We start from the raw sequence: 20683 nt of genomic DNA on the forward strand, positions 1-20683 counted from the left end.
CAGGTCAAAGCCTCCGGGCAGGATCCTAGAGCAGGGTGCGAAGCCATGGCGCTCCGCAGTCGTCGGGGATGCCGGTCTTCTCGCGAGGCCGATGAACAGCCACGATGTGGTCTGGGATCTCTGTCAGATGATGGGATCCGATCACTCACAGCTACTTTGCCCCTGGTGACGCCGACCCGAGCGGAGGGCCTGGTGAGGTGACGGTCGCTGAGCTGGAGCAGTTCTTTCGTCTGGACGCTGCGGCGTTGGCGGTGGTCGCCGACAAGCGGCGGGCGGCGACGAAGCTGGGGTGGGCGGTGCAGTGGGGCACGGCCCGGATGCTGGGGACGTTCCTGGCGGATGCTCCGCTGAAGGTTCCGGCGGAGGTGATCGGGTTCGCCGCCGAGCGGCTTGATGCCGATTGAGTAGTCCTTCGTGTCGGTGGACACACGGCTCGTTGGCCGCGCGTGAGCGCCACGATCGGGTGATGCTCCGGCCCAACAGTTCGCGTTCGGAGTGTTGGCCGGACAAAGAGTGGTATTACTTTGAGTTACCGGGCCACCCGATTGCGTCACGGAAAGGCGCAGCCGTGAGGGGCCGCTCCGGTGTGCAGTCGGCCGTCTGCCGGCCCGACGAAGCACCGTTCCGTCAGGACGCGACGTCACCAACAGGGCCGGGGCCGTGCGCGCCGGTCTCCGCAGGAGGAGAGTCTGTGATCTCGAAGAGCAAGAAGAACGCCCGTTCCATGGCCGTGGTGCTCGCCGTAGCCGCCGCCTTCACCGTCACCATCCCGGGCGGCACCGCCTTCGCCATCGACCACGTCCAATGCGTTGGCGGCGAGAACTTCCTGAAGATCTGGTCGCACCTCGACGGCCGCCAGAGCGTCGACTGCTACGCCAACGGCGGAAAGACCGACTTCGGCGGATGGTGGGTCGACCGGATCTCCACGGGCAACAACGACCTGATCTACTACGACGCCAACGGCGACTCGGTGAAGATCGAGCGCTGGCACGACATCACCTTCCCGAACCGCCCTCCGAAGGTCGTCGCCATCCAGATCGTGTGACACGTTGACATCCGGCTGCCGCCGGAATCGCCAGCCGGTCACGCCCCGCAGGCGTGACCGGCGGCGGGCAGTGCGACAGGCCGGCCAGGGCGAGACCGGCAGGCACCGTGGGATGCGGGTGGGCTACCTACCGGGGCGGCGAGGCAGTCCGCCGGCTCCGCACACGACTCCCGCGACCAGCCAAGAAGGCTCGGCTCAGGCACATATCGGTTGAAACTTGTCCGTTTGCCACAGCCCCCTCTGTTCATCTAACGGTCGTCTGATGAACGCGGGCGGGAGCACCCCCGGACAGGCCGCCGCATCCGGTTCTCCTGTTCATTTTGCCGTTCATTTTCCGGTAGCGTTCAGCTACCTCACGCAGGACGTTTGATGAACGGAGGGCGCTCCTTCGATGGCGCTCATCGGACTGGTCCGGATCAGCACCGACAAGCAGAACACCCAGCGGCAGCACGACGCTCTCGACCCCATCTGCCTGAAGGTCTTCCAGGAGAAGATCAGCGGCAAGCTCGCCACCGACGACCGGCCCGACCTCCTGAACGCGCTGGCCTACATCCGCGACGGAGACATGCTGACCGTCCGGGAGGTCGACCGCCTCGGCCGCAACCTCCTGGAAGGACTGATCGTCCTCAACGACCTGTTCCAACGCGGCGTCGGCGTCAAAGTGCTGGAAGGCATCGCGGCCGGCGAGCACACCGAACGCTCCCTCATCCTCGACCTGGCCGAAGACCGCCGCCGCGACATCACCCGCAAGACCAAGAACGGCCTGGAAGCAGCCCGCAAACGCGGCAGGATCGGCGGCCGACGCCCCGTGGTCGACGACGACAAACGCGCCGCCATCCTCGCCCGCCGCCAGCGCGGCGAATCCATCCGCACCATCGCCGCCGGAGTCAAAGTCTCCATCGGCGTCGTCCACAGAACCCTCGCCGACGCCAAGGACTCGTAGCCGCCCCGGCGGCCACCCGCATCAGAACGGCCAGCGGCGATAACCCGAACTCCGGCGGCTCGCTAACGCCACTGGCCGTTCGGTTGCCGCTCGCCCCCCGCTCATGCTGAACGAGGTCCCCATCCTGAACAACAGCGACCTGCGTGCCGTGCTGAAGAAGTTCGGCATCACCGGCGACCATCTGGACAAGGACGCCAAGCCGCTGGTGCGGCTGCGGATGTGCCAGGCCCTGCTGGACGCCGCCGAAGCCCAGGTCCTGCAGGCCGAAGGCGACGCGCTCGCCGAGGGGATCGGGCCGGATAAGGTCCAGGCCGCCCACGCGGTCGCGTTCGCGGGAGCCAGCGCCACCGACGGGGCCGCGCCGCTGATGTTCCTGCAGGCCCGCGCCATGAGCCTGTTCGCCGCGATCAACCAGCTCGAACCCGATCCGCGGGCGATCGTCTCCGACCCGGTGCTCGCGGCCGCGGCCGCCGCCGGCCTGGCCGGACTCCTGCACTTCCGCTACGAGGCCGCCGCCGGGGGCAACGAAGCTGAGGCCGAGAAGCGGCTGGCCGAGGCGGGCCGGCTGCTGCAGCAGGCCGCCGACCAGATCAGCGACGTCTTCGAGATGGCCGCCCGCCTTCGTCGACCAGGCAGCCCCAACCGACCGTCAGGCGCGAGCGGTACGGCTCGGCCCGCGCCCCTCTCAAGACCGGGGCCTGCCCATCTCAGATGGGCGGGCCTTTATGCTTCCTGCAACGCCAGCCTTTCAGAAGGCATTTTCGCCAGCGGAATTGCTGGCCTTCTTTGCCTCCCGCTGGACGCAAGGTCCTATCGGACCAACTGCGCCAGTTCGGCGAAAAGCCTAAGCTCAGAGCATGACCGCACAGCCGCACGAGCACGAGACGGCGCCTGTTCCCGAGCGCACGCCCAAGGCCGTGCGCGCCGCGCTCTCTCCCGCTGACCGCGAGACGTTCGAGCGAGAGTTCCGCGCCGCGATGGCGACGGCCGCCGACGATCTCGACCTGGCCCCGGTCTACACGTGCCTGGACTACTGGCGGCGGTTGGCGGTGCTCAAGGCAAGCGGCGCCTACGATCGGATCGCCCGCGACGCCGAACAGGTCAGCGAGCAGGCAGCTCACGGAGAGCCGCCAGCGTCCCGACCTTGGCGCGAGGTGCTGGCCAAGCTCGGCACGGACGTGTAGGTGCACACAGTCCACCTGAGTGATCATGCGGCCGATCAGGTCGCCGCGCTGCCCAAAGGGGGTCCCGGTAGCAATCGCGGAAAATCCAACGGATATGGTCCTGACCTGCATGGATAGAGCTTGCCCGCCATCCCGGGAGTATGTTTCCCAAGAAGTCTCCGCAGGTCAGCAGCAACCCCGCCACCTCGACGACGGCGGCCATGTACACGGGTCTGCCAGCGTCCCCCCTGCCTCGTGTGATCCTCGCGCTGCAGGACCACGGTGGCCGCCCGCGTCATCTTGCCGAACTTGCCGTCGACGTCGACGGTGTAGCCGTTGCGCTTGAGGATGCGCTGCCACTCGGAGACGTCGGGGCCGGTCATCATCGCGTCGGGCTTGTAGGCGAGGTACCGACCGGGCCAGCCCTTCCCCGTGGCCGGTTTGGACGGGGTGGCCGGCTTGCCGGTGGCGGGCTTGTCCGGCCGGGCCGGGCTCGCGCCGCCGGCCGGGCGGGGGGCGCCGCGCTTGACCCAGTCGTACAGGGGCCCGCCGGGGCAGTCGGTGGAGTAGCCGTCGCGGTGGCCCTTGATTTCCTTGCCGGCCCGGCCGTGGTCGCGGAGGTAGGTGATCGCGTCGAGCACGCCGTCGTTCGGGTGGGTGAACCCGGAGGATCCGACCAGGGCCAGCACGGAGTAGTGCTGGCTGTTGAGGCCGGCGCCGTTCGCGGCGGTCAGCTTGAACGGGCCGCGCCCCTCGAACACCTTCTGGTGCGGGCAGGCGACCATGGAGTAGGCGAGGTCCGTCCACCCGTTGCCGTCCATGTGGTGGTTTTGGAAGCCGCGCACCAGGACGACGCACTTGTGATGGTTGTCAGGATGGGTGATGTCGGCCGGAACGTTGCCGCCGGTGTAGTGGACTTTCACCCCGCGCGTGCCACTGATGGGCGTGTAGGCGCCCTTCGGGGCGCGGGCTTTCCAATCTCGGCGGGTGATCAGGTCGATGCTCACAAAGCCTCCCAAAGCCGTGGTGCGGTGCGGGAGGGAGGATGCCGGGAGCGGGGGTTAACGTCGCGCCGGGAACAGCAGAAGCTAGCCGTACGGCTGGCGCCTCCTCAGGTCGCGGGCTGGTCGGATTACACGGGATCGGTGGCGAAACCGGGCTCGGTGATCTCCCCGGCCAGGGGCAGAGCCAACTTCATGTCCATCTCGAACTGGGGACGGGTGGAGTCGTTGGGGTAGTCCCAGTCACCGACCTCCCTGTTCCAGCACGGGCCGCCATCCTCGCCCCTCCGGATCGGGGTCCCGGTAGTAATCGCCGAAAATCCAACGGATATCGCTGACCAGCGTCGACGTGGAGCCCTCGGGCAAGGTCAGCGGCATCCTCGGCCCGGCCCACCGCACCCACCAACCGGCACACCAGCCTGCGGTGCCCTCGCATCAGAGCAGTTCAGGGGCATATTCGTTGGATTTTCCGCGATTACTACCGGGACCCCGAACCGCGCGACTCTGCCTGATCCGGCCACCGCCCGCCGACGCCTTGCCGCAGCCGACCAAGACAGCCGGATTCAATCACTTAGGGTAAAGGTTGGTCACCCTACGATGCTTAGGTGAACCATTCCAGTCGATTGCGGCGTCGCGCGGACATTCTCTGGGAGGAGCCGGTGCTCCTGGCGCCCCTGGTGCTGACCGCCGTCGTCACCGTGGTGGCCGTTCTGACTCCGAGCCACCTCTACTTCAGCCGCTTTCTCGTGGTCGCCCCCGCTTTCGCCGCCTCGATGTGGCCGGTGGTCGAAACGGTGGCCCTCGGCCTGCTGGCCCTGACCATCGACGTCCTGATCGCCGTAACCATCGGCGATCCGTCGGAGTCGCGCACCCACCTGTTCACCATCGCGGTGATCGCGGGTGTGACCGCCGCCGCAGCCTACGCCAGCCATGTGCGCCAGCAGCGAGAGGAGACCCTTGCCCAGGTCCGCTCCGTCGCCGAGACGACACAGAAGGTCCTGCTGCGCCCTATGCCCCACCGCCTCGGCCGGTTGGACATCGACGCGCTCTACCTCGCTGCCGCGGCCCAGGCCCGTGTCGGCGGTGACTTCTACGAAGCGCTGGAGACGCCCCACGGCGTCCGCCTGATCATCGGAGACGTTCGCGGCAAGGGACTCCCCGCGGTCGGCATGGCCTCGGCGATCGTCGGATGCTTCCGGGAGGCCGCGTACGACGAGCCGGACCTGGCGCGGCTGGCCCGCCGACTGGACGTGAGCATGAACCGCTACGCCACGCTGTTGTCCGGCGACGATCTGGAGTACTTCGCCACGGCCCTGCTCGCCGAGTTCCCCGACGACGGATCGGTGGTCGAAATCGTCAACTGCGGCCACCCCTCGCCGCTGCTGTTTCGCGCGGGAGCGGTCCGCGAGGTCACTCCCACGGCTCCCTCGCCGCCCATCAACATGGGCGCCCTGCTCGGGCAGGAGTATCACATCGACTCCCTCCCCTTCGCCGCCGGCGACCAACTGCTGCTGTACACCGACGGCGTCACCGAGACCCGCGACCACACTGGCGCGTTCTTCCCGCTGACGCAGCGCGCGGGCCAGTGGGACGCGGACTCCCCTTCCCGGCTGCTCGAGAAGCTGCACAGGGACCTGGTCCACTACAGCCACGGCCGACTCGACGACGACATCGCGGCCGTCGCCGTCCGCGCGACGGACGACCGGCCGGGCGGCCCGTCCTCGCCGGGCCGCCCGTGACGGTCGCCCTCGGAGACGGCCGCCTTACCGCCGGACGCGCGTAGGCCGATCAGCCCACCGAAGAGCCTGTAGGCCAATCAGACGAAACACGCCTAATAAGGTCGCGTAGATAGGCGGTTGGTCAGCGTCGGCGGGGAGGGCGAGTGTCCCGGCCCTGCGCTCGCGTAGCTACGGCGAAGGGACAAGTAGCTCAGGGTGACAGTGGCTGGTGGATCTCTTCCGCCTGGAGGGCGGCGAAGCCGGTGCGGGCCTGGGCGACGGCTTCGGGGTATGCCTGGCCTCGCTCATGCTCGGCAAGTGCCCGGTAGATGCTGGCCAGGCCCGGGTTCTGGCCCTTGCGCTTGCCAGTGGGGATGATCAGGTCCGGGCGGATCTGTTCGACGGACTCGCCGTTCGCCCTGCGGCGGAGCACGGTGTGCAGCATGTCGCCGGTGATGACGGGGGGCCGGCCGCCGTGCTTGCCCTTGCGGGCGGCGGAGTCGAGTCCTTCGAGCGTGGCTTCGCGGATGCTCTCACGCTCGGTCTCGGCCATGGCGGCGAAGAAGCCGAAGAGCATCCGCCCGGGACCGCTGGGGTCGTAGATGCCAGGTAACGGGCCCGCCAGCATCTCCAGGACCAGGCCGTGGGCGGTGAGGTGGTCGGCCAGCGCCGTGAGCTCGGCGGCGTCGCGTCCGAGCCGCTTCATCTCGTAGACGGTGAACAGCACGCGGCAGTGCGGGGCATGCGCCTTGATCTCGCGCGCGAGGGCGAGAGCGGCCTCGAACTGGGGGCGGACGCGGATGCGGGTGCTGATCTTCTCAGAGAAGATCTTGTCGCGCGGGATGCCGTGCGCGCTGAGCGCGTCCAGCTGCGACTGCAGCTCCTGAGTGAGGTGCGAGCACCGGGCGTACCCGATGCGGATGTCGGCCGCCGGGGTGTCCGTCTCGATGGCGGCCGGCGGCGGGGTGCCGGGCCGCCAGGGCTGGCCGGGGCCGCGGTCGGCCGGGGTGGTTACCCGCAGCAGCTTGGCCAGCCTCGGGACCTTCTTGAAGCGGCCGGTGTGGTAGATCCCGGCGACGGCGCCCGAGCGGGATCGGCAGGGCGAGCCGGGCTGGGCCAGGCAGCGCGGGCAGGCGTGGCGCTCGACGTCGTCGGCGTCGCTTGCGGATGTGCTCTGAGGGTCCGTCACGCCCGGAATCCTCTCACAAACGATTCCCAGAACATGGGTCCAGCGTCGATTGAGTGAGAACGAGTTCTGAGAACGGATCGGGGCTGCCGTCCGATACCGGCGAACCTTTTCGATCTTCCTCCCGGAAAGGGTCGTTTGTGAGAACGTCCCGTGCGTTGCTCCGCTTGCCCGGCCGGTCAAGCGGGGTCCTGTCCGGGGCCGGAGGCGGCGGTTGCTCTTCGGGGAAGCCCGCCCGCGGAACCGCAGCATGCTCTGCCGGATGCCATGACCTGGAGGCCACGGTCCGCCCTGGCACGGTGCGGGAGATGGCCGCCCGTAACGGTGTGCCGGAGCCGTCCGCGTCGAAGTGGCACCACTACACGGACATCGCTGACTTCCTGTCGTTCTTCATGGAGGTGGTCTCGGTGCCGGCGGCGGCCGAGGAGTGCACACCGAGATGTTCTCCCAAGGGTGGTGCTGTCAGACGGGCGGGGTCAAGTGCCCACAGCGTGGCCCGGTCTCGGCCTCACTTCTCGTACGGCTGCTGCCCGGTGGTGAAGCGTGGGGTGCTGCATGGAGTGACGTCACGTGGTCTCGGGTGAGGATTCGGGCCCTGCGGTGTGCCGCCGTGTTGTGGGCTTCATGGGTGCCGGGGCTTGGAGTATGCCGGTGGTGGTGAAGCGTTGGCGGTAGGCGGTGGGGGTGATGCCGTGGTGGCGGTCGAAGGCGCGGCGCAGGGTTTCGTCGGTGCCGAATCCGCTGTTGTGGGCTGCGGAGGTGACTCTGTGCCCGTCGAGGAGGAGCTGCTGGGCGTGGTCGAGGCGGACCTGTTCGACCCAGCGGGCGGGGGTGGTGCCCAGTTCGGTGTGGAACAGCCGGGTCAGGTGCCGGGGGCTGACGGCCGCGGCGCGTGCCATGGAGGGCAGATCGTGTGCGGCGGCCGGGTCGGCCAGTACGGAAGCGATCAGGGTGCGCAGGAGGCCGTGGCGTGCGGGCGGGGCGGTGGGCGCGGTGAATTGGGACTGTCCTCCCGGACGCCGCAGGAAGACGACCAGTTCGCGGGCGATGCAGCGAGCGGCGTCGGCTCCGTGGTCGTCCTCGACGAGGGCGAGGGTCAGGTCGATGCCGGCGCTGATGCCCGCGGAGGTGATGTACCGCCCGTCCCGGACGTGGATTGCGTCGGGCTCGACGCGTACGCGGGGTGGCGGCGGGCGAGGGTGGCGGCGTTCCGCCAGTGGGTGGTGGCACGGTGCCGCTCAGCGGCATGCCGGTCGAGGTCACGACCTGCTCGCCCTGACCACCTCGGGACGCGTCCACCCCTTGGTGGGCGCCGACTACCCTCTCGACCAGGCCGCAACCGCCCTCACCGCCCTGACCACCCGCCGCACCACCGGCAAGGTCATCCTCCGCATGGCGTGAAGCCCTTCTGCGGCAGAAGCCCGCTATCCGCCTGCCTCCGGAATGGCGAAGGGCACCCTGCTCACCTGTCTCCCGGGAGGTGTGCAGGTGAGCACCCCGCGCCCCGCTCTCCGGCAGTTGCCCCGACGCGTGCGGCCGTCCGGGCGGACAGTGATCCATCCGTCCGGACATCCCGTACCTTGCGTTTTAAGGTCGCTGTCCCGTGACAGCGAGCCTTGAGCTTGGCGCAGAGGGATGCCCCGATCATGTCGCCCGTCCGGTTGTTGTGCAGGTGGCGGTCCAAGCTGGTGAGGGATGCCGCATGTGCGGGTGCGTAGTAAGTCGCCCTCCGGGCCGGGGCTTGCGGGCGACGATCGCAACCTGTAGGTTGCCATTAATGGCAACCTACAGGTTGCGAAGGAGGATGGGCATGGGTTCGGACGCGATCGAACGTGTGGTGGCGCTGAGGCACCCCATCGAGCGGGTGTGGGCCGCGCTGACCACCGCGGAAGGGCTCTCACGGTGGTTCGGCTCGGTGGCGGAGATAGATCTGCGGCCCGGTGGGCGCGCGTTCTTCCGGTGGGACGACCTGGACGAGGAATCCGTCGCCACGATCGCGGTGGTCGACCCACCACACCGTTTCGCGTTCAGGTGGGTAATCGAGGGCCTGCCGGAGGCTGACGCACCCCAGACGCTTGTGGACTTCACCCTGGAGCCGGTACCGGGCGGTACCCGGCTGCGCCTGGTGGAGAGCGGGTTCGCCCAGGCCGCCGCCGACGTGGCCCACTCTGCCCACAAGGCCAACAGTCAGGGATGGGACGCCGAGCTCGTCGATCTGGAGACCTACCTCGATGCGGCCGCCTGATGCAGAAGGGCAGGCCGTCGCGGTGTTCGCGGCGCTCACCGATCCGACGCGGCGGGCGCTGCTGGAGGAGCTCGGCCGCGCCGGGCCCGCAACCGTCACGGATCTGGCGCGACGGTTGCCGATCAGCCGCCAGGCGATCGCCAAGCACCTCGGCCAGCTCGCCGAAGCGGGCCTGATCAGCGTCGGCGAACCGGTCGGCCGCCGCCATCCCTACCGGTTGGAACCAGCCGCCATCCGCACCGCCCAACTGTGGCTGGCCAGGCTCGCCAGCAGGTGGGATGACCGGCTGACCGCGCTGGAAGGTGCACTGGAGGCCACTGACACCGACGCCACCGACACGAACCAAGGAGTCACGCAACCATGAGCAAGCCTGAATTCACGGCCGGCCTGAACCTCGCCATGAAGATCCCCAAGGCACAGTACGAGGCCACCGTGGCCTTCTACCGCGACACTCTGGGCTTCGACGTCAAAGAAGACGACGTCTCCTACGCTCCGACCGTCTCGAGAACTCATTCGGTGCGGTTCGGACCCAATACGCTGTGGCTCGACTGCGTCGACAACTACAGCCAGCCCGACCTGTGGCTGCAGCTGCACACCGATGACCTGGACGCGGCAGCGGGCAAACTGGCCGACAGCGGTATCCACCCGTGTGACGAGGTCGAGCCCCTGGAGAATCTCGATTCCAGAACCCACTGGATCAAGAACCCGGCCGGTGTCGTGCATCTGCTCGCGGAGTCCGGCTGATCCCGATGTCGCGATGAGGCATCCCAGCGAGGTGAGCAGCCACCCTCGGCGGTAGCGCGGAGCCGAACGCCCAGTTTCCCGAGTCGCTCAAGCTTCGATGACACAAGCCCAAGGCCCAGCAATCGCCGAGGTCGTAGCGGTAGGCCAGCCATCCGCCCGCATCCGGCAGCAGACGGGCCAAGGTCACGTCGTACTCGCTTTTGGCGTTGTCGCCGTACTCCTCCCAGTCCTTGGCGAACACGTGCAGATGCTCGTTGTCCCACCCCATCGCCACCTGGATGATGTTGTGCAGCTCCCACAGATTCGCCGTCGACGGCACGTGAATCCGCCGCCACGCCACCGGCCGGACATCCCGTAAGATGACCTTCAACTGGTGGATGCCACCCACGGCGGACCGGCCCTTCATGACGACGACGCGCGCCACGGTAGCGGCACCGATCACCGATACAGGACGGTTTCGGGACTACTCCGGACGTGTGGGCCACGCGCGCGTACGGCCAGGGGCCTGTGATGGCTGGCCAGCGAATGATGCAGCCGCACCGGTAGCTGCCGGTCGACGAGCCTTCCGTACGGGTCGGGCAAAGCGCTGGGCCACCCGGCTCCCACGGGGGCCGGATCGGCAGACTGGCGGCGTAGCAGAGTTCGTGCTGAGCACGGTGGCGCCTGGTCGGCCTACGTTTGTTGTGAAGACGGGTAGCGTTCGAGCCCCGGAACCGGCAACGGCTCCGGGGCTCGTGGCGGGCCCCAGCAGGGCGTTACGCCTCGGCCTTCTCCGGGGTGGAGGGGGTCGGCAGAGGTGCTGCGGGCGCACGGTGGCGTGTGGTTGTCAGGTGGTAGAGCAGCGCCAGGGTCGTGACACCGGCGGCTGGCAGCCCCAGCGCGGCGGGCACGATGGCAAACCACTCCTGGGCCAGTCCGCCCAGGCCGCCGCCGAGAGCCATCCCGACGTAGATGGCCGAGGAGTTGAGGCCGAGCAGAACCGGTGCTGCGGCCGGACTGAGGGCGATGAGTCGGTGCTGTTGGGGCACAACGATGACGCCCAGGGCCGCACCCCAGATCGCGGCCCATGCCAGGGTGGACACGAGCGTGGCGGTCGCCACCGAAGTGAGGGTAAGGGCGACGGCGGCGATGGTGAGGGGCCCGGTCAACACGTGCGCGGGGTCGTGCCGGTCGACCAGCCGTCCGGCGATGATGTTTCCGGCCAGGATGCCGATTCCCCAGGCCAGCAGGATGACGGTGAGCAGCGATTCGGAGCCGCCGGTCGCATCCTGTAGGGCCGGGCTGATGTAGGTGTAGAGGGTGTAGGTGCCGAGGAAGACCAGCGTGGTGACGGCCAGCAGCGCGAGGACCCGGCCCTGCTTGAGCGGGCGCAGCCGGTCGCCCAGTGAGGCGGCGGGGAGCGTCACCTTGGGCAGGCCAGCGGCGATTCCGAGGACCGCGACGAGGCCGATCCCGGCGACGGCCCACAGCGTGATGTGCCAGTCGGTACGGCCGATCAGCGTGCCGAGCGGAAGGCCCAACGCCGTCGCCAACGTGAGGCCGCCCAACACGAAGGCCAGTGCCCTGCCTCGGCGTTCCGGGGGTGCGATGGCCCCCGCAGTGCTGGAGGCGGCGGAGTTGATCATCCCGGCCCCGACCGCGGTGACGATGCGAGCGATCATCACTACCTCGTAGCTGGTGCCCAGGGCGGTGACAGCGTTGCCGACCACGAAGACACTCAACGCGATCAGCAGCGCGGACCGCCTGTCCAGTCCACTGGTGAGCGCGCCCATGACGGGCGCCGACAGGGCCATCACCAGGGCGAACACCGTCACCAGCTGCCCGGCGGCGGGAGTGGAGACCTGCAGGTCGGTGGCGATGGCGGGGAGCAGGCCCGCGATGACGTAGCTGTCGGTGCCGACGGCGAAGGTCGCCAGGGCCAGAGGAAGAAGTCGTTTCAACACCGGGTGGTGCCGCCTTTCCAGAGGAACCTCAGAAGTACCGAGCGGAAGCCTAAGCAATACATGGATACTTGTCCATGTATCCATGGGTTGGTAGTGTGCGGGTGTGCGGAACACAGGGGGCGGCGATGCGTGAGGTGTCACAGCCGGCGACCGAGGCCATCCGGCTGGTGGAGGTGCTGCGCGCTCTGGCCGATCCGGTACGGCTGGACCTCGTCCTGCGGCTCGACCGGATGGGCGAGGACTTCTGCAACGCGATCGGCGCCGAAATCGACGTGCATCAGACGACGCTGTCGCACCACTACCGGGTGCTGCGCGAGGCCGGCGTGACGTGGACGAGAGTGCAGGGCCGATCCCGGCTGGTACGGCTGCGCCGAGAGGACCTCGACGCACTGTTCCCCGGCCTGCTCGACTCTGTACTGAGCGCACAGCGCCAAACACGCGATACCGCGACCACCGGCACTGTCGAGGCGCCGTAGGCGCGGGCTCCCCGGCACCCGCTCACAACATGCGATTAGCCGCAAACGAGCCCGTTCCTCGGTGTCCACTCCGTGGACACCGCACAGTCACAGTGGGAAGCGGCAGCAGCCCCGGGCACCGCCGTCCTCGGCCTCGACCTGCGCGGCGCGCTGGGCGGCGACGGCGCGCATCCGCTCTTGGAAGGCCTCCTCTTCAACACGGCGGGTCGCGGCTTGCTCGGCCAGGTGTACGGCGAGCGTGGCCAGCGCGGCGTTGACCTCGTCCTTGTCGAACGCGGCCGGATCCCACCTGTTGCGGCCGGAGTCGAAGAGGTGTTTGGCCTGCCGGTACTTCCAGCCCTTCTTGTGCCGCAGCGCTCGCAGGTGCTCGGCGAACCCTTCCGGCCCGCCGCTGTCCTCAGGCGGGCAGGCGCGGCCGCCGGCCGTGCAGCGCGGGTAGGCGGTGTTGCTGGCCGCCCGGTGGATCTTCTCCACCTGAATGTCGTGGTCCCAGCAATCGCCGAGGTCGTAGCGGTAGGCCAGCCATCCGCCCGCATCCGGCAGCAGACGGGCCAAGGTCACGTCGTACTCGCTTTTGGCGTTGTCGCCGTACTCCTCCCAGTCCTTGGCGAACACGTGCAGATGCTCGTTGTCCCACCCCATCGCCACCTGGATGATGTTGTGCAGCTCCCACAGATTCGCCGTCGACGGCACGTGAATCCGCCGCCACACCACCGGCCGGACATCCCGCAAGATGACCTTCAACTGGTGGATGCCACCCACGGCGGACCGGCCCTTCATGACGACGACGCGCGCCACGGTAACGGCACCGATCACCGATACAGGACGGTTTCGGGACTACTCCGGACCTGCCGAGCTCTCGAAGATCGAGCGGGTCAGGACAACATCTCCTCGACGTCAGTCAGCCCTGCCTAGCCATCCAGGCCAGGGCTTCGTAGCGTCCGGTTTGATGGCGCACGTCTCGGTACCCGACGGCGAGGGGCATGTATGGGGCTCTGGGCACGATTCAAGGCGGGCAATAGCAGCGTCAACGGACACCACCCCGACCTGCCGCCAGCCGAACCGCCACCAGGGGATCCCCGTAGCAATCAGCGAAAATCCAACGAACCTATCTCTGACCGGAAAACTCCACGGTCAGATGGGTACGGCGAGATAGCCCCTCGGCGGTGACGGCCGGGGGCTCTTTCCCGCTGGTTCGCGACTGCTGGTGAGGCTGGTCAGGCGGTCGCCGGGGCGAGGGTGACGTCGTGGCCGAGGGCTTTGAGCTGACGGATCAGGTCGCGGGTTTTCCGGGTGGGGTCGAGGTTGCGGGTGTGGTAGTCCGGGCCGAGTTCGCGGTAGCGGGCGATGGGGTTGTTCGTCAGGTGCCAGACGGAGACCAGGATCGAGCGGGCGACGGCGACCAGGGCTTTCATGTGGCTGCGGCGTTTGACGATGCGGCGGTGGCGGGCGCCGAGGAAGATATCGGTGCGTGCGGCGGAGATGGCCGCCTCGCCGAGGGCACCGCGGAGCCAGGGGTTGCCCTTGCCGGTGGGGCCTGAGGTGTTCTTCCCGCCGGACCGGATGGTGCGCGGGGACAGCTTGGCCCAGGAGACCAGGTGGCCGGCGGTGGGGAAGACGCTCATGTCCAGGCCGATCTCGGCGAGGATGACCTGGGCGGTGTTCGGGCCGATGCCGGGGATCTCGTCGAGGCGCTCGACATCGGTGATCGGCATCAGCGTGCCCTGACCGGGGCCGTCGTCGTCTTCGGTGGTGGACGGCCCGGCGAGGCGGGTGGTGATCCGGGCGGTGAGCTTGTCGATCTGGATGCTGAGGTAGTCCACGGTGTCTGGCGGCATCCGGCACATGAACGCGTGATGCTCCTCGAACCGGCCGGTCAGTGCCTGGGCGAGGGCGGCGGGGCCGGCCTTGATGGTGCCGTGGGCCAGGTCCGCCAGGGCTTTGGGACTGCGCCCGCCCGCGATCATCGCCTCCAGCATGGCCCGCCCCGAGACGCCGAAGATGTCGGAGATGACGGTGGACAGCTTGATCTGGGCATCTTCGAGGAGCTTTTCGGTGCGCTGCTTGTGACGGGTGCGCTCGTGGGTCATCACCGCCCGTGCCCGGGTGAGGTCGCGGAGCTCGCGGATCGGCTTCGGGGGTGGGAAGGAGGGGCGGAGCATGCCGCGTTCGGCGAGCTTGGCCAGCCGGATGGCGTCCAGCTTGTCGGTCTTCGGACGCCCGGGGACGTTCTTCACGTCGCGGGCGTTGACCGGCCGGCGCTCCAGGCCGCGGGACTCCAGGAGGAGGAAAAAGGATTTCCAGTAGGTCGAGGTCGCTTCCATCACCACGCGGGTGGCCCCCTGGCAGATCAGGTGGTCGGCCGCCTCCAGGATCGCTCCGCTGGTCGCGAGGGTAAGGGGCTGTTATCACGTACACGGCTTGCCGTCGACGGTGCCATGGTGGAGCCGGTGATGAAGGCCGCGTCGGGCGGTGCGCCAGGCCGGCGGAGGTCCCGGCGGGCTCGCGGGTACGGGAAGCGGCGTCGGGCAGTGACGATCAGCAGGAACTGGTCAGCCGGCTCCTCAGGTGGTTCGGGTGAGACCCGTCACGTCAGGAGAGAGCGCCAGCGGTCGGCGGACTCGATCATGTCCAGGCTGATCCGCTCCAGGAACGCCGCTGCCTTGGCCAGCCGTTGCCCCACGGGGCTGTCGAGCCCGTATGTCTCGGCTGCCGCCGTCGTGGCCTGCGCTGTCTCGAGTGTCTGCCGCCTGCTGGTCACGATCGAGTTGTACCAGGCGTCGTCGTCGACCACGTAGATGTCGCGACGCCGCTGCGGATCGCGCTCGCGCCGGATGAACCCCTGTTCGACCAGGAAGTTCACGGCGACGGAGACGGTGGCCGGACTGATCTTCAGTCTCTGGGTCAGCTCGGCCGCGGTGCGCCTGCCGTCCTCGGACAGCAGCAGGTCGAGGTGCACGCGTGCTGTCATTCTCGGTAGCCCAATCCTGACCGCCATCTCAACGAGCTCGTCTTCCGTGCGGCCGCCCGGCGATCCGGTCGCACGGGGTGGAGCCGGTGTGCCGCGCCGGGCCCGCTGGGCCGTCGCCTGGTGCGCCTGCTGGGGCCGGTAGCCGGTGGGGCCGCCGTTGCGTCCGATCTCCCGGGTGATCGTCGAGGTCGGCCGGTCGAGCCGCCTGGCGATCTCGGCGTAGGAGAGCCCGTCGGCGAGTCCGGCCGCGATGCGCTCGCGGTCCTGCTGGGTCAATCGTCCTCCTGGCATGCCGCCAGTATTGCCTTCGCTGCCATTCATTGCAACTCCACATTGCATTCGAGTCCAGCGTCATTGCACCAATTTGCCGCTATGTACCTGGGGAAACGCTTTTCTGTCGATTGACTGAATTTCGAATGCAACATAGCTTTCGAGTCACACCAAACACATACTGTCGCGAAATGAGGAACGACCATGAGTGAATCCCTCCACACCGCCAAGAACAACAGGGCCCGGACGCCGCGGGTCTTGCGGCGAGTGGCGGTCACGGCGCTGGCGGCCGCGCTGCTGGCCGGGGCGGCCACACCCGCGGTGGCCACCGCGGACAGCAGCGCGGCCGTGCCGAAGGCCGCTGCCGGGCAGGATCGCCCGGAGCTGCAGAAGGCCATCCAGGAGTGGGTCGATTCCGGTCTCGCCGCCGGGATACAGATGCGCGTGCACGATGAGCGGGGCGAGTGGGTCGGCAGCGCCGGGGTGCGCAAGCTGGGTGCGAACGCGAAGCCGCCGACGAACGGGCGGTTCTGGACGGGCAGCTCCGCCAAGCCCTTCACCGCGGCCCTGGTGCTTCAACTGGTGGCCGAGGGCAAGATCGGGCTGGACGCCCCGGTGGCCGGCTACCTGCCCAAGCTCGGGCTGGACACGCGGATCACCGTGCGGATGATGCTGCAGCACACCAGCGGGTTGTTCAACTACACCGGCGAGTTCTACGACGACGGGACGTTCGTGCCGGGGATCCCCGGCACGGGCAAGGAATGGGTGGACAACCGGTTCCGCTCCTACCGGCCGGAGGAGCTGGTACGGCTGGCGTTGTCCAAGCCGGCGAAGTTTGAGCCGGGGACGGGCTGGAGCTACGCCAACACCAACTACACGCTGGCCTTGCTGCTGATCGAGAAGGTCACCGGCCGCTCCTACGCCGAGGAGATGCAGCGGCGGATCCTGCGGCCGCTCGGGCTGTCGGGCACCGTGGTGGCGGGCACCCGGACGCAGATCCCCGGGCCGCACGCCCACGGCTACTACCGGTATGAGGACGCCGGCCAGTGGAAGGTGGTCGACGTCACCCGCCAGAACCTCTCCCTGCTGGCCGGCGCCGGTGGCATGATCTCGACCACCAAGGATCTCCAGACGTTCTTCTCCGCGCTGAACGGCGGCAAGCTCCTACCGGCCCCGCTGCTGGCCGAGATGCGCAAGCCGCACCCCAAGAGCGCCGGTCTCTACGGCCGCTACGGCCTCGGGGTGTACGTGCAGGACACGGGCCCGGACTGTGTCGGCACCATCCTCAACCACGACGGCAACCCCCCGGGGGGCTACGGGACGCTGATGTACAGCACGCCCGACGGCAGCAAGACCCTGACCGCCTCGATCAACACCGGGGACGCCGCAATCGACCAAGCGCAGGTGTTCCCGAAGGCGCTGGACAAGCTCGTCAAGGAGGTGTTCTGCGGCGGGAAGGCCGCGGGTTGACGGGGCCGAGCCGGCCAGGCATTCCACACCAACTCCCGCCCTCTGGCGGTCGGCGATCCTGTCGGTCGCCGGGGATAGGGCGGGGAAGCCGAGCCGGAGCATAGGCGCCACGGGCTCACCAGGCCCAGCTCGCTGAGCTTGGCCGGCGGTCCACAGGTGCAGACGTCGGGCCGAGCAGGCAGAACCGGAGGCGATCGCCTGCTCGGCGCGCCTTCGTGATCGCTCATGTACGTGATAAAAGGCCGTTATCACGTATGTGGCTTGCCGTCGGCGGCGCCATCGTGGAGCCGGTGATGAAGGCCCTTCGCTCGGGTCGGTGCGACCAGCCGCAAAGTAGGGCGTCCGTGCAGGTTGTGGCCGTCTCAGAACGGGGTCCCGGTAGTAATCGCGGAAAATCCAACGGATATCGCTGACCAGCGTCGACGTGGAGCCCTCGGGCAAGGTCAGCGGCATCCTCGGCCCGGCCCACCGCACCCACCAACCGGCACACCAGCCTGCGGCGCCCTCACATCAGAGCAGGTCAGGAGCATATTCCGGCCCCGGGGATCAATGGAACCGTGGTTGGCGCTGAGAAGGATCTTGGTCGTCTAGCACAGGGTCGGGATGCCGCGTCGGGTTTCTCCGGAGGATCGTTGGTCGCTGGTGAGGGGTGGCTACCATCCGCCGGGTGCCGGTGGAATTTCTGACAGATGAGCAGGCGGCTGCCTACGGACGGTTCGTTGAGGAGCCGACGCGGCCAGAGCTGGAGCGGTTCTTCTTCCTGGATGACGTGGACCGGGACCTGATCGCGCTGCGGCGGACGACGGCGCACCAGCTGGGGTTCGCGGTGCAGATGTGCACCGTCCGGTACGTCGGCCGGTTCCTGGTGGACGATCCGCTGGACGTGCCCTGGTCGGTCATCGAGTACCTGGCCGCGCAGCTGGGGATCGAGGACCCGTCGGTGATGAAGCGGTACACCGAGCGGGCGAAGACGGCGTACGAGCACGCGTGGGAGATCCGGAACGCTTACGGCTACCACCCGTTCGAGGACCACGAGTGGGGGCGGAAGTTCCGCGCGTTCCTGCACGGACGGGCGCTGAGGGGCCGGTGGCGCTGCTTCGGGTGCCGGAGGGACGGCGGGTCTCGGAGCTGGAGCGGCTGCGCCGGCCGCCGACTCGGACGACGGGCGCGAGCATGGCCAAGGCCCTGGAGCGGGTGGACGAGATCTCTGCGTTCCGGCTGGGCCGGGTGAAGCTGGACAAGGTGCCGCCGAACCGGCCGGCGACGCTGGCACGGGTCGGCCTGGGCTCGAAGGCGCCGATCCTGGAGCGCACGCCGGAACCGAAGCGCACCGCGCTGCTGACCTCTGTGGTGCGGCACCTGGAAGCGTCCGCGATCGACGACGCGCTGGATCTGTTCTCGGTGCTGATGCAGGTGAAGCTGATCAGCGCCGCGCGGCGGGCGACGGACCGGGACCGGATCGCGGCCCGGCCTCGCATGGCGAAGGCGTCGAGGATGCTCGACGGGGTGTTCCGGCTGTGGGGTGAGCAGCTGGACCTGGTCGTCGAGAGTGGCGCAGACCTGGACCCGGGCGCGATGTGGCGGGCGCTGGAGACGGAGGTCGGGCCACGCGAGGAGGTCATGGCCGCCTCCGTGCTGCTGGGAGAGCTGATCGGGCCCGCGGACGAGGAGGCCGAGGCGGAGATGCGGCGCCTGCTGGCCACCCGCTACAACACCGTCCGTCCGTTCCTGTCGCTGCTCGGGGAGTCGCCCGCGCTGGGGGCGGCCTCCGGTGGCAAGCGGATTCTGGAGGCGGTGAAACGGCTTCCGGTGCTGGCCCGGCGGAAGGTCAAGCAGAAGCCGCTGCTGCCGCGCGAGATCGACGGAAAGCTGGTGCCGGCGGCGTGGAAGCGGGCGGTGTACTCCAAGCCGGAGCTGCCCGAGGGGGCGGTGGACCGCGACGCGTACGCGGTGTGCGTGCTGGAGCAGCTGTTCCGCGCGCTGAACCGCCGGGACGTGTTCGCCTCTCCCTCCAACCGGTGGGCGGACCCGCGGGCGCGGCTGCTGGACGGCAAGCGGTGGGAGGCCGTCGCTGAGGACGTGCTGCACGGTCTGAGCCTGGACGAGCCGGTCGAGGAGCACCTGGCCGGGCGGGTGCAAGCGTTGGACGCGGCCTGGCAGCTGATGGCCGAGCGACTGGAGGAGGCCGGGCAGGACGCGAAACTCAGCTTCGCGGTCCAGCCCAACGGGCGGTTGCAGCTGAACGTGGACCGGCTCGGCGCGCTGGGCGAGAGCGCGTCGCTGAAGTGGCTGCGCACGACCACCGCGAAGATGCTCCCGAAGATCGACCTGCCGGACCTGTTGTTCGAGGTCGACTCCTGGACGGGGTTCCTGGGCGCCTTCGTGCACCTGGGCGACGGCAGGACGCGCATGGAGGACATCAGACCTCGCTGGTCGCGCCGCTGGTGAGCGAGGCGTGCAACATCGGGTACACGCCGGTCATCGACGCCGACGACGAGGCACTGTCCCGGGCCCGGCTGGTGCACGTCGACCAGTACTACCTGCGCGCCGACACCATCGCCGCGGCGAACGCGAAGCTGATCGAGGCCCAGGGGCGGGTGGCGATCGTGGAGCACTGGGGCGAGGGACTGCTCGCCTCGGTGGACGGGCTGCGGTTCGTGGTCCCGAAGCGGACCATCAACGCCGGGCCGTCGCCGAAGTACTACCACTTCAAGCGCGGCATCACCTGGCTGAATGCCGTGAACGACCAGGTCGCGGGCATCGGGAAGATGGTGGTGCCCGGCACCCCGCGCGACTCCCTGCACATCCTGGACACCCTGCTGAACCTGGACGCCGGGGTGAAGCCGGACATGGTCGCCACCGACAACGCCTCGTACTCCGACATGGTGTTCGGCCTGTTCTCGATGCTCGTCTACAACTTCTCTCCCCGCTTCAAGGACCTTGCCGACCAACGGTTCTGGCGGGCGGAGATGCCCGGGGTGGACACGGGCGGGTACGGGCCGCTGGAACCGCTCGCCTGCAACAAGGTGAACCTGAACAAGGCGGTCACGCACTGGCCGGACATGCTGCGGGTGGCCGGCTCCCTGGTCACCGGGCAGGTCCGGGCATACGACCTGCTGCGGATGTTCGGCCGTGAGGGACGCCCCACCCCGCTCGGCACCGCGTTCGCCGAGTACGGGCGGATCGCCAAGCCCCTGCACCTGCTGCGCGCGCTCGGCCTGGTCCTCAACGCCGCCGTGCTCTGGACGACCCGCTACCTGGACGCCGCCGTCGAGGAGTTGCGGGCGCTGCCCGCCGACGAGTGTGAGCACGACGTGCTGAACGAGGACGTCGCCCGGCTCTCCCCGCTCAAGCACGCGAACCTCAACGTGCTGGGCCGCTACAGCTTCCGCGCCTCCACTCCGGCCGGCGGCGGCCTGCGCCCGCTGCGCAACCCGGCCGCGGCCGAGCGGGACGACGATGACGACGACGGCGAGGACTGAGCGGGCTACGGCTGCGGCGGTTCGCT

Annotated in this window: 23 protein-coding genes; 15 read left to right on the forward strand and 8 right to left on the reverse strand. The window is 68.7% G+C overall.

Translation table 11 applies throughout. From position 1 onward, the window contains the following. Positions 1-197: 197 nt before the first annotated feature. The 5 genes from FHR32_RS21195 to FHR32_RS21215 all read left to right on the forward strand — a co-directional run bounded on the left by FHR32_RS21195 (position 198) and on the right by FHR32_RS21215 (position 3172). Positions 198-404: a DUF4158 domain-containing protein gene (locus FHR32_RS21195; protein WP_184755888.1), complete on the forward strand. Its 207-nt coding sequence runs from the start codon at positions 198-200 to the stop codon at positions 402-404. Positions 405-691: 287 nt separating this feature from the next. Then, positions 692-1045 carry a beta/gamma crystallin domain-containing protein gene (locus tag FHR32_RS21200; protein ID WP_221465488.1) on the forward strand — a complete coding sequence of 118 codons (354 nt, stop codon included), beginning with the start codon at positions 692-694 and terminating at the stop codon, positions 1043-1045. Positions 1046-1436: 391 nt separating this feature from the next. Next, positions 1437-1988, forward strand: coding sequence for a recombinase family protein (locus tag FHR32_RS21205; protein WP_184755889.1), 552 nt, complete (start codon positions 1437-1439; stop codon positions 1986-1988). Positions 1989-2091: 103 nt separating this feature from the next. Beyond that, positions 2092-2931 carry a hypothetical protein gene (locus tag FHR32_RS21210; protein WP_184755890.1) on the forward strand — a complete coding sequence of 280 codons (840 nt, stop codon included), beginning with the start codon at positions 2092-2094 and terminating at the stop codon, positions 2929-2931. After that, on the forward strand, positions 2846-3172 hold the full coding sequence (locus tag FHR32_RS21215; RefSeq protein ID WP_184755891.1) for a DUF6247 family protein: 327 nt from the start codon (positions 2846-2848) through the stop codon (positions 3170-3172). The genes FHR32_RS21210 and FHR32_RS21215 overlap by 86 nt, the downstream gene beginning before the upstream one ends. Positions 3173-3207: 35 nt before the next feature. Here FHR32_RS21215 and FHR32_RS21220 read toward each other — a convergent pair whose 3' ends face one another. Further along, on the reverse strand, positions 3208-4158 hold the full coding sequence (locus FHR32_RS21220; RefSeq protein ID WP_184755892.1) for a peptidoglycan recognition protein family protein: 951 nt from the start codon (positions 4156-4158) through the stop codon (positions 3208-3210). A 599-nt stretch (positions 4159-4757) separates the two neighbouring features. Here FHR32_RS21220 and FHR32_RS21225 point away from each other — a divergent pair. Beyond that, positions 4758-5891, forward strand: coding sequence for a PP2C family protein-serine/threonine phosphatase (locus tag FHR32_RS21225; protein WP_312882543.1), 1134 nt, complete (start codon positions 4758-4760; stop codon positions 5889-5891). Between the two features lie 190 nt (positions 5892-6081). On the opposite strand, the gene FHR32_RS21230 is transcribed toward FHR32_RS21225, so the two are convergent. Further along, on the reverse strand, positions 6082-7059 hold the full coding sequence (locus FHR32_RS21230) for a recombinase family protein (RefSeq protein ID WP_184755893.1): 978 nt from the start codon (positions 7057-7059) through the stop codon (positions 6082-6084). 563 nt (positions 7060-7622) lie between these two features. Continuing rightward, positions 7623-7955, reverse strand: a complete 333-nt coding sequence (locus FHR32_RS43040; protein WP_221465489.1) for a helix-turn-helix domain-containing protein — start codon at positions 7953-7955, stop codon at positions 7623-7625. Between the two features lie 205 nt (positions 7956-8160). Here FHR32_RS43040 and FHR32_RS43045 point away from each other — a divergent pair, with 205 nt between their 5' ends. From FHR32_RS43045 to FHR32_RS21250, 4 genes are all read left to right on the forward strand, one after another. Next, entirely contained in the window at positions 8161-8457 is a 297-nt protein-coding gene (locus FHR32_RS43045) for a zinc-binding dehydrogenase (protein WP_221465490.1), read from the forward strand. 409 nt (positions 8458-8866) lie between these two features. Further along, a complete protein-coding gene (locus FHR32_RS21240) occupies positions 8867-9301 on the forward strand; it encodes an SRPBCC domain-containing protein (RefSeq protein WP_184755894.1) in 435 nt (144 codons plus the stop codon). Beyond that, positions 9288-9665, forward strand: coding sequence for an ArsR/SmtB family transcription factor (locus tag FHR32_RS21245; protein WP_184755895.1), 378 nt, complete (start codon positions 9288-9290; stop codon positions 9663-9665). Before FHR32_RS21240 ends, FHR32_RS21245 begins: the two co-directional genes overlap by 14 nt. Next, positions 9662-10045, forward strand: a complete 384-nt coding sequence (locus FHR32_RS21250) for a VOC family protein (RefSeq protein WP_184755896.1) — start codon at positions 9662-9664, stop codon at positions 10043-10045. The genes FHR32_RS21245 and FHR32_RS21250 overlap by 4 nt, the downstream gene beginning before the upstream one ends. On the opposite strand, the gene FHR32_RS21255 is transcribed toward FHR32_RS21250, so the two are convergent. Both FHR32_RS21255 and FHR32_RS21260 read right to left on the reverse strand, forming a co-directional pair. Then, positions 9999-10469: a plasmid pRiA4b ORF-3 family protein gene (locus tag FHR32_RS21255; RefSeq protein WP_221465491.1), complete on the reverse strand. Its 471-nt coding sequence runs from the start codon at positions 10467-10469 to the stop codon at positions 9999-10001. The genes FHR32_RS21250 and FHR32_RS21255 overlap by 47 nt on opposite strands. Positions 10470-10800: 331 nt before the next feature. Continuing rightward, positions 10801-11988, reverse strand: coding sequence for an MFS transporter (locus FHR32_RS21260; RefSeq protein WP_184755897.1), 1188 nt, complete (start codon positions 11986-11988; stop codon positions 10801-10803). A gap of 125 nt (positions 11989-12113) precedes the next feature. Between FHR32_RS21260 and FHR32_RS21265 the strand changes: the two genes are divergently transcribed. Further along, the gene (locus tag FHR32_RS21265) at positions 12114-12464 is read left to right on the forward strand and encodes an ArsR/SmtB family transcription factor (protein ID WP_184755898.1); all 351 of its coding nucleotides are present in this window, start codon (positions 12114-12116) and stop codon (positions 12462-12464) included. An 87-nt stretch (positions 12465-12551) separates the two neighbouring features. Here FHR32_RS21265 and FHR32_RS21270 read toward each other — a convergent pair whose 3' ends face one another. From FHR32_RS21270 to FHR32_RS21280, 3 genes are all read right to left on the reverse strand, one after another. Further along, on the reverse strand, positions 12552-13280 hold the full coding sequence (locus tag FHR32_RS21270; RefSeq protein ID WP_184755899.1) for a plasmid pRiA4b ORF-3 family protein: 729 nt from the start codon (positions 13278-13280) through the stop codon (positions 12552-12554). Positions 13281-13681: 401 nt separating this feature from the next. After that, entirely contained in the window at positions 13682-14839 is a 1158-nt protein-coding gene (locus tag FHR32_RS21275) for an IS110 family RNA-guided transposase (RefSeq protein ID WP_312882668.1), read from the reverse strand. A 212-nt stretch (positions 14840-15051) separates the two neighbouring features. Beyond that, positions 15052-15711, reverse strand: coding sequence for a winged helix-turn-helix domain-containing protein (locus FHR32_RS21280; protein WP_246466248.1), 660 nt, complete (start codon positions 15709-15711; stop codon positions 15052-15054). Between the two features lie 198 nt (positions 15712-15909). Here FHR32_RS21280 and FHR32_RS21285 point away from each other — a divergent pair, with 198 nt between their 5' ends. The 4 genes from FHR32_RS21285 to FHR32_RS44595 all read left to right on the forward strand — a co-directional run bounded on the left by FHR32_RS21285 (position 15910) and on the right by FHR32_RS44595 (position 20657). Beyond that, positions 15910-17175 carry a serine hydrolase domain-containing protein gene (locus tag FHR32_RS21285; RefSeq protein WP_184755902.1) on the forward strand — a complete coding sequence of 422 codons (1266 nt, stop codon included), beginning with the start codon at positions 15910-15912 and terminating at the stop codon, positions 17173-17175. A gap of 667 nt (positions 17176-17842) precedes the next feature. Continuing rightward, positions 17843-18406, forward strand: a complete 564-nt coding sequence (locus FHR32_RS44585) for a DUF4158 domain-containing protein (RefSeq protein WP_312882546.1) — start codon at positions 17843-17845, stop codon at positions 18404-18406. After that, entirely contained in the window at positions 18349-19623 is a 1275-nt protein-coding gene (locus tag FHR32_RS44590; RefSeq protein ID WP_246466250.1) for a hypothetical protein, read from the forward strand. The genes FHR32_RS44585 and FHR32_RS44590 overlap by 58 nt, the downstream gene beginning before the upstream one ends. After that, a complete protein-coding gene (locus FHR32_RS44595) occupies positions 19620-20657 on the forward strand; it encodes a Tn3 family transposase (RefSeq protein WP_312882547.1) in 1038 nt (345 codons plus the stop codon). Before FHR32_RS44590 ends, FHR32_RS44595 begins: the two co-directional genes overlap by 4 nt. Positions 20658-20683: the final 26 nt, after the last annotated feature.

Source organism: Streptosporangium album, assembly GCF_014203795.1.
GTDB lineage: Bacteria > Actinomycetota > Actinomycetes > Streptosporangiales > Streptosporangiaceae > Streptosporangium > Streptosporangium album.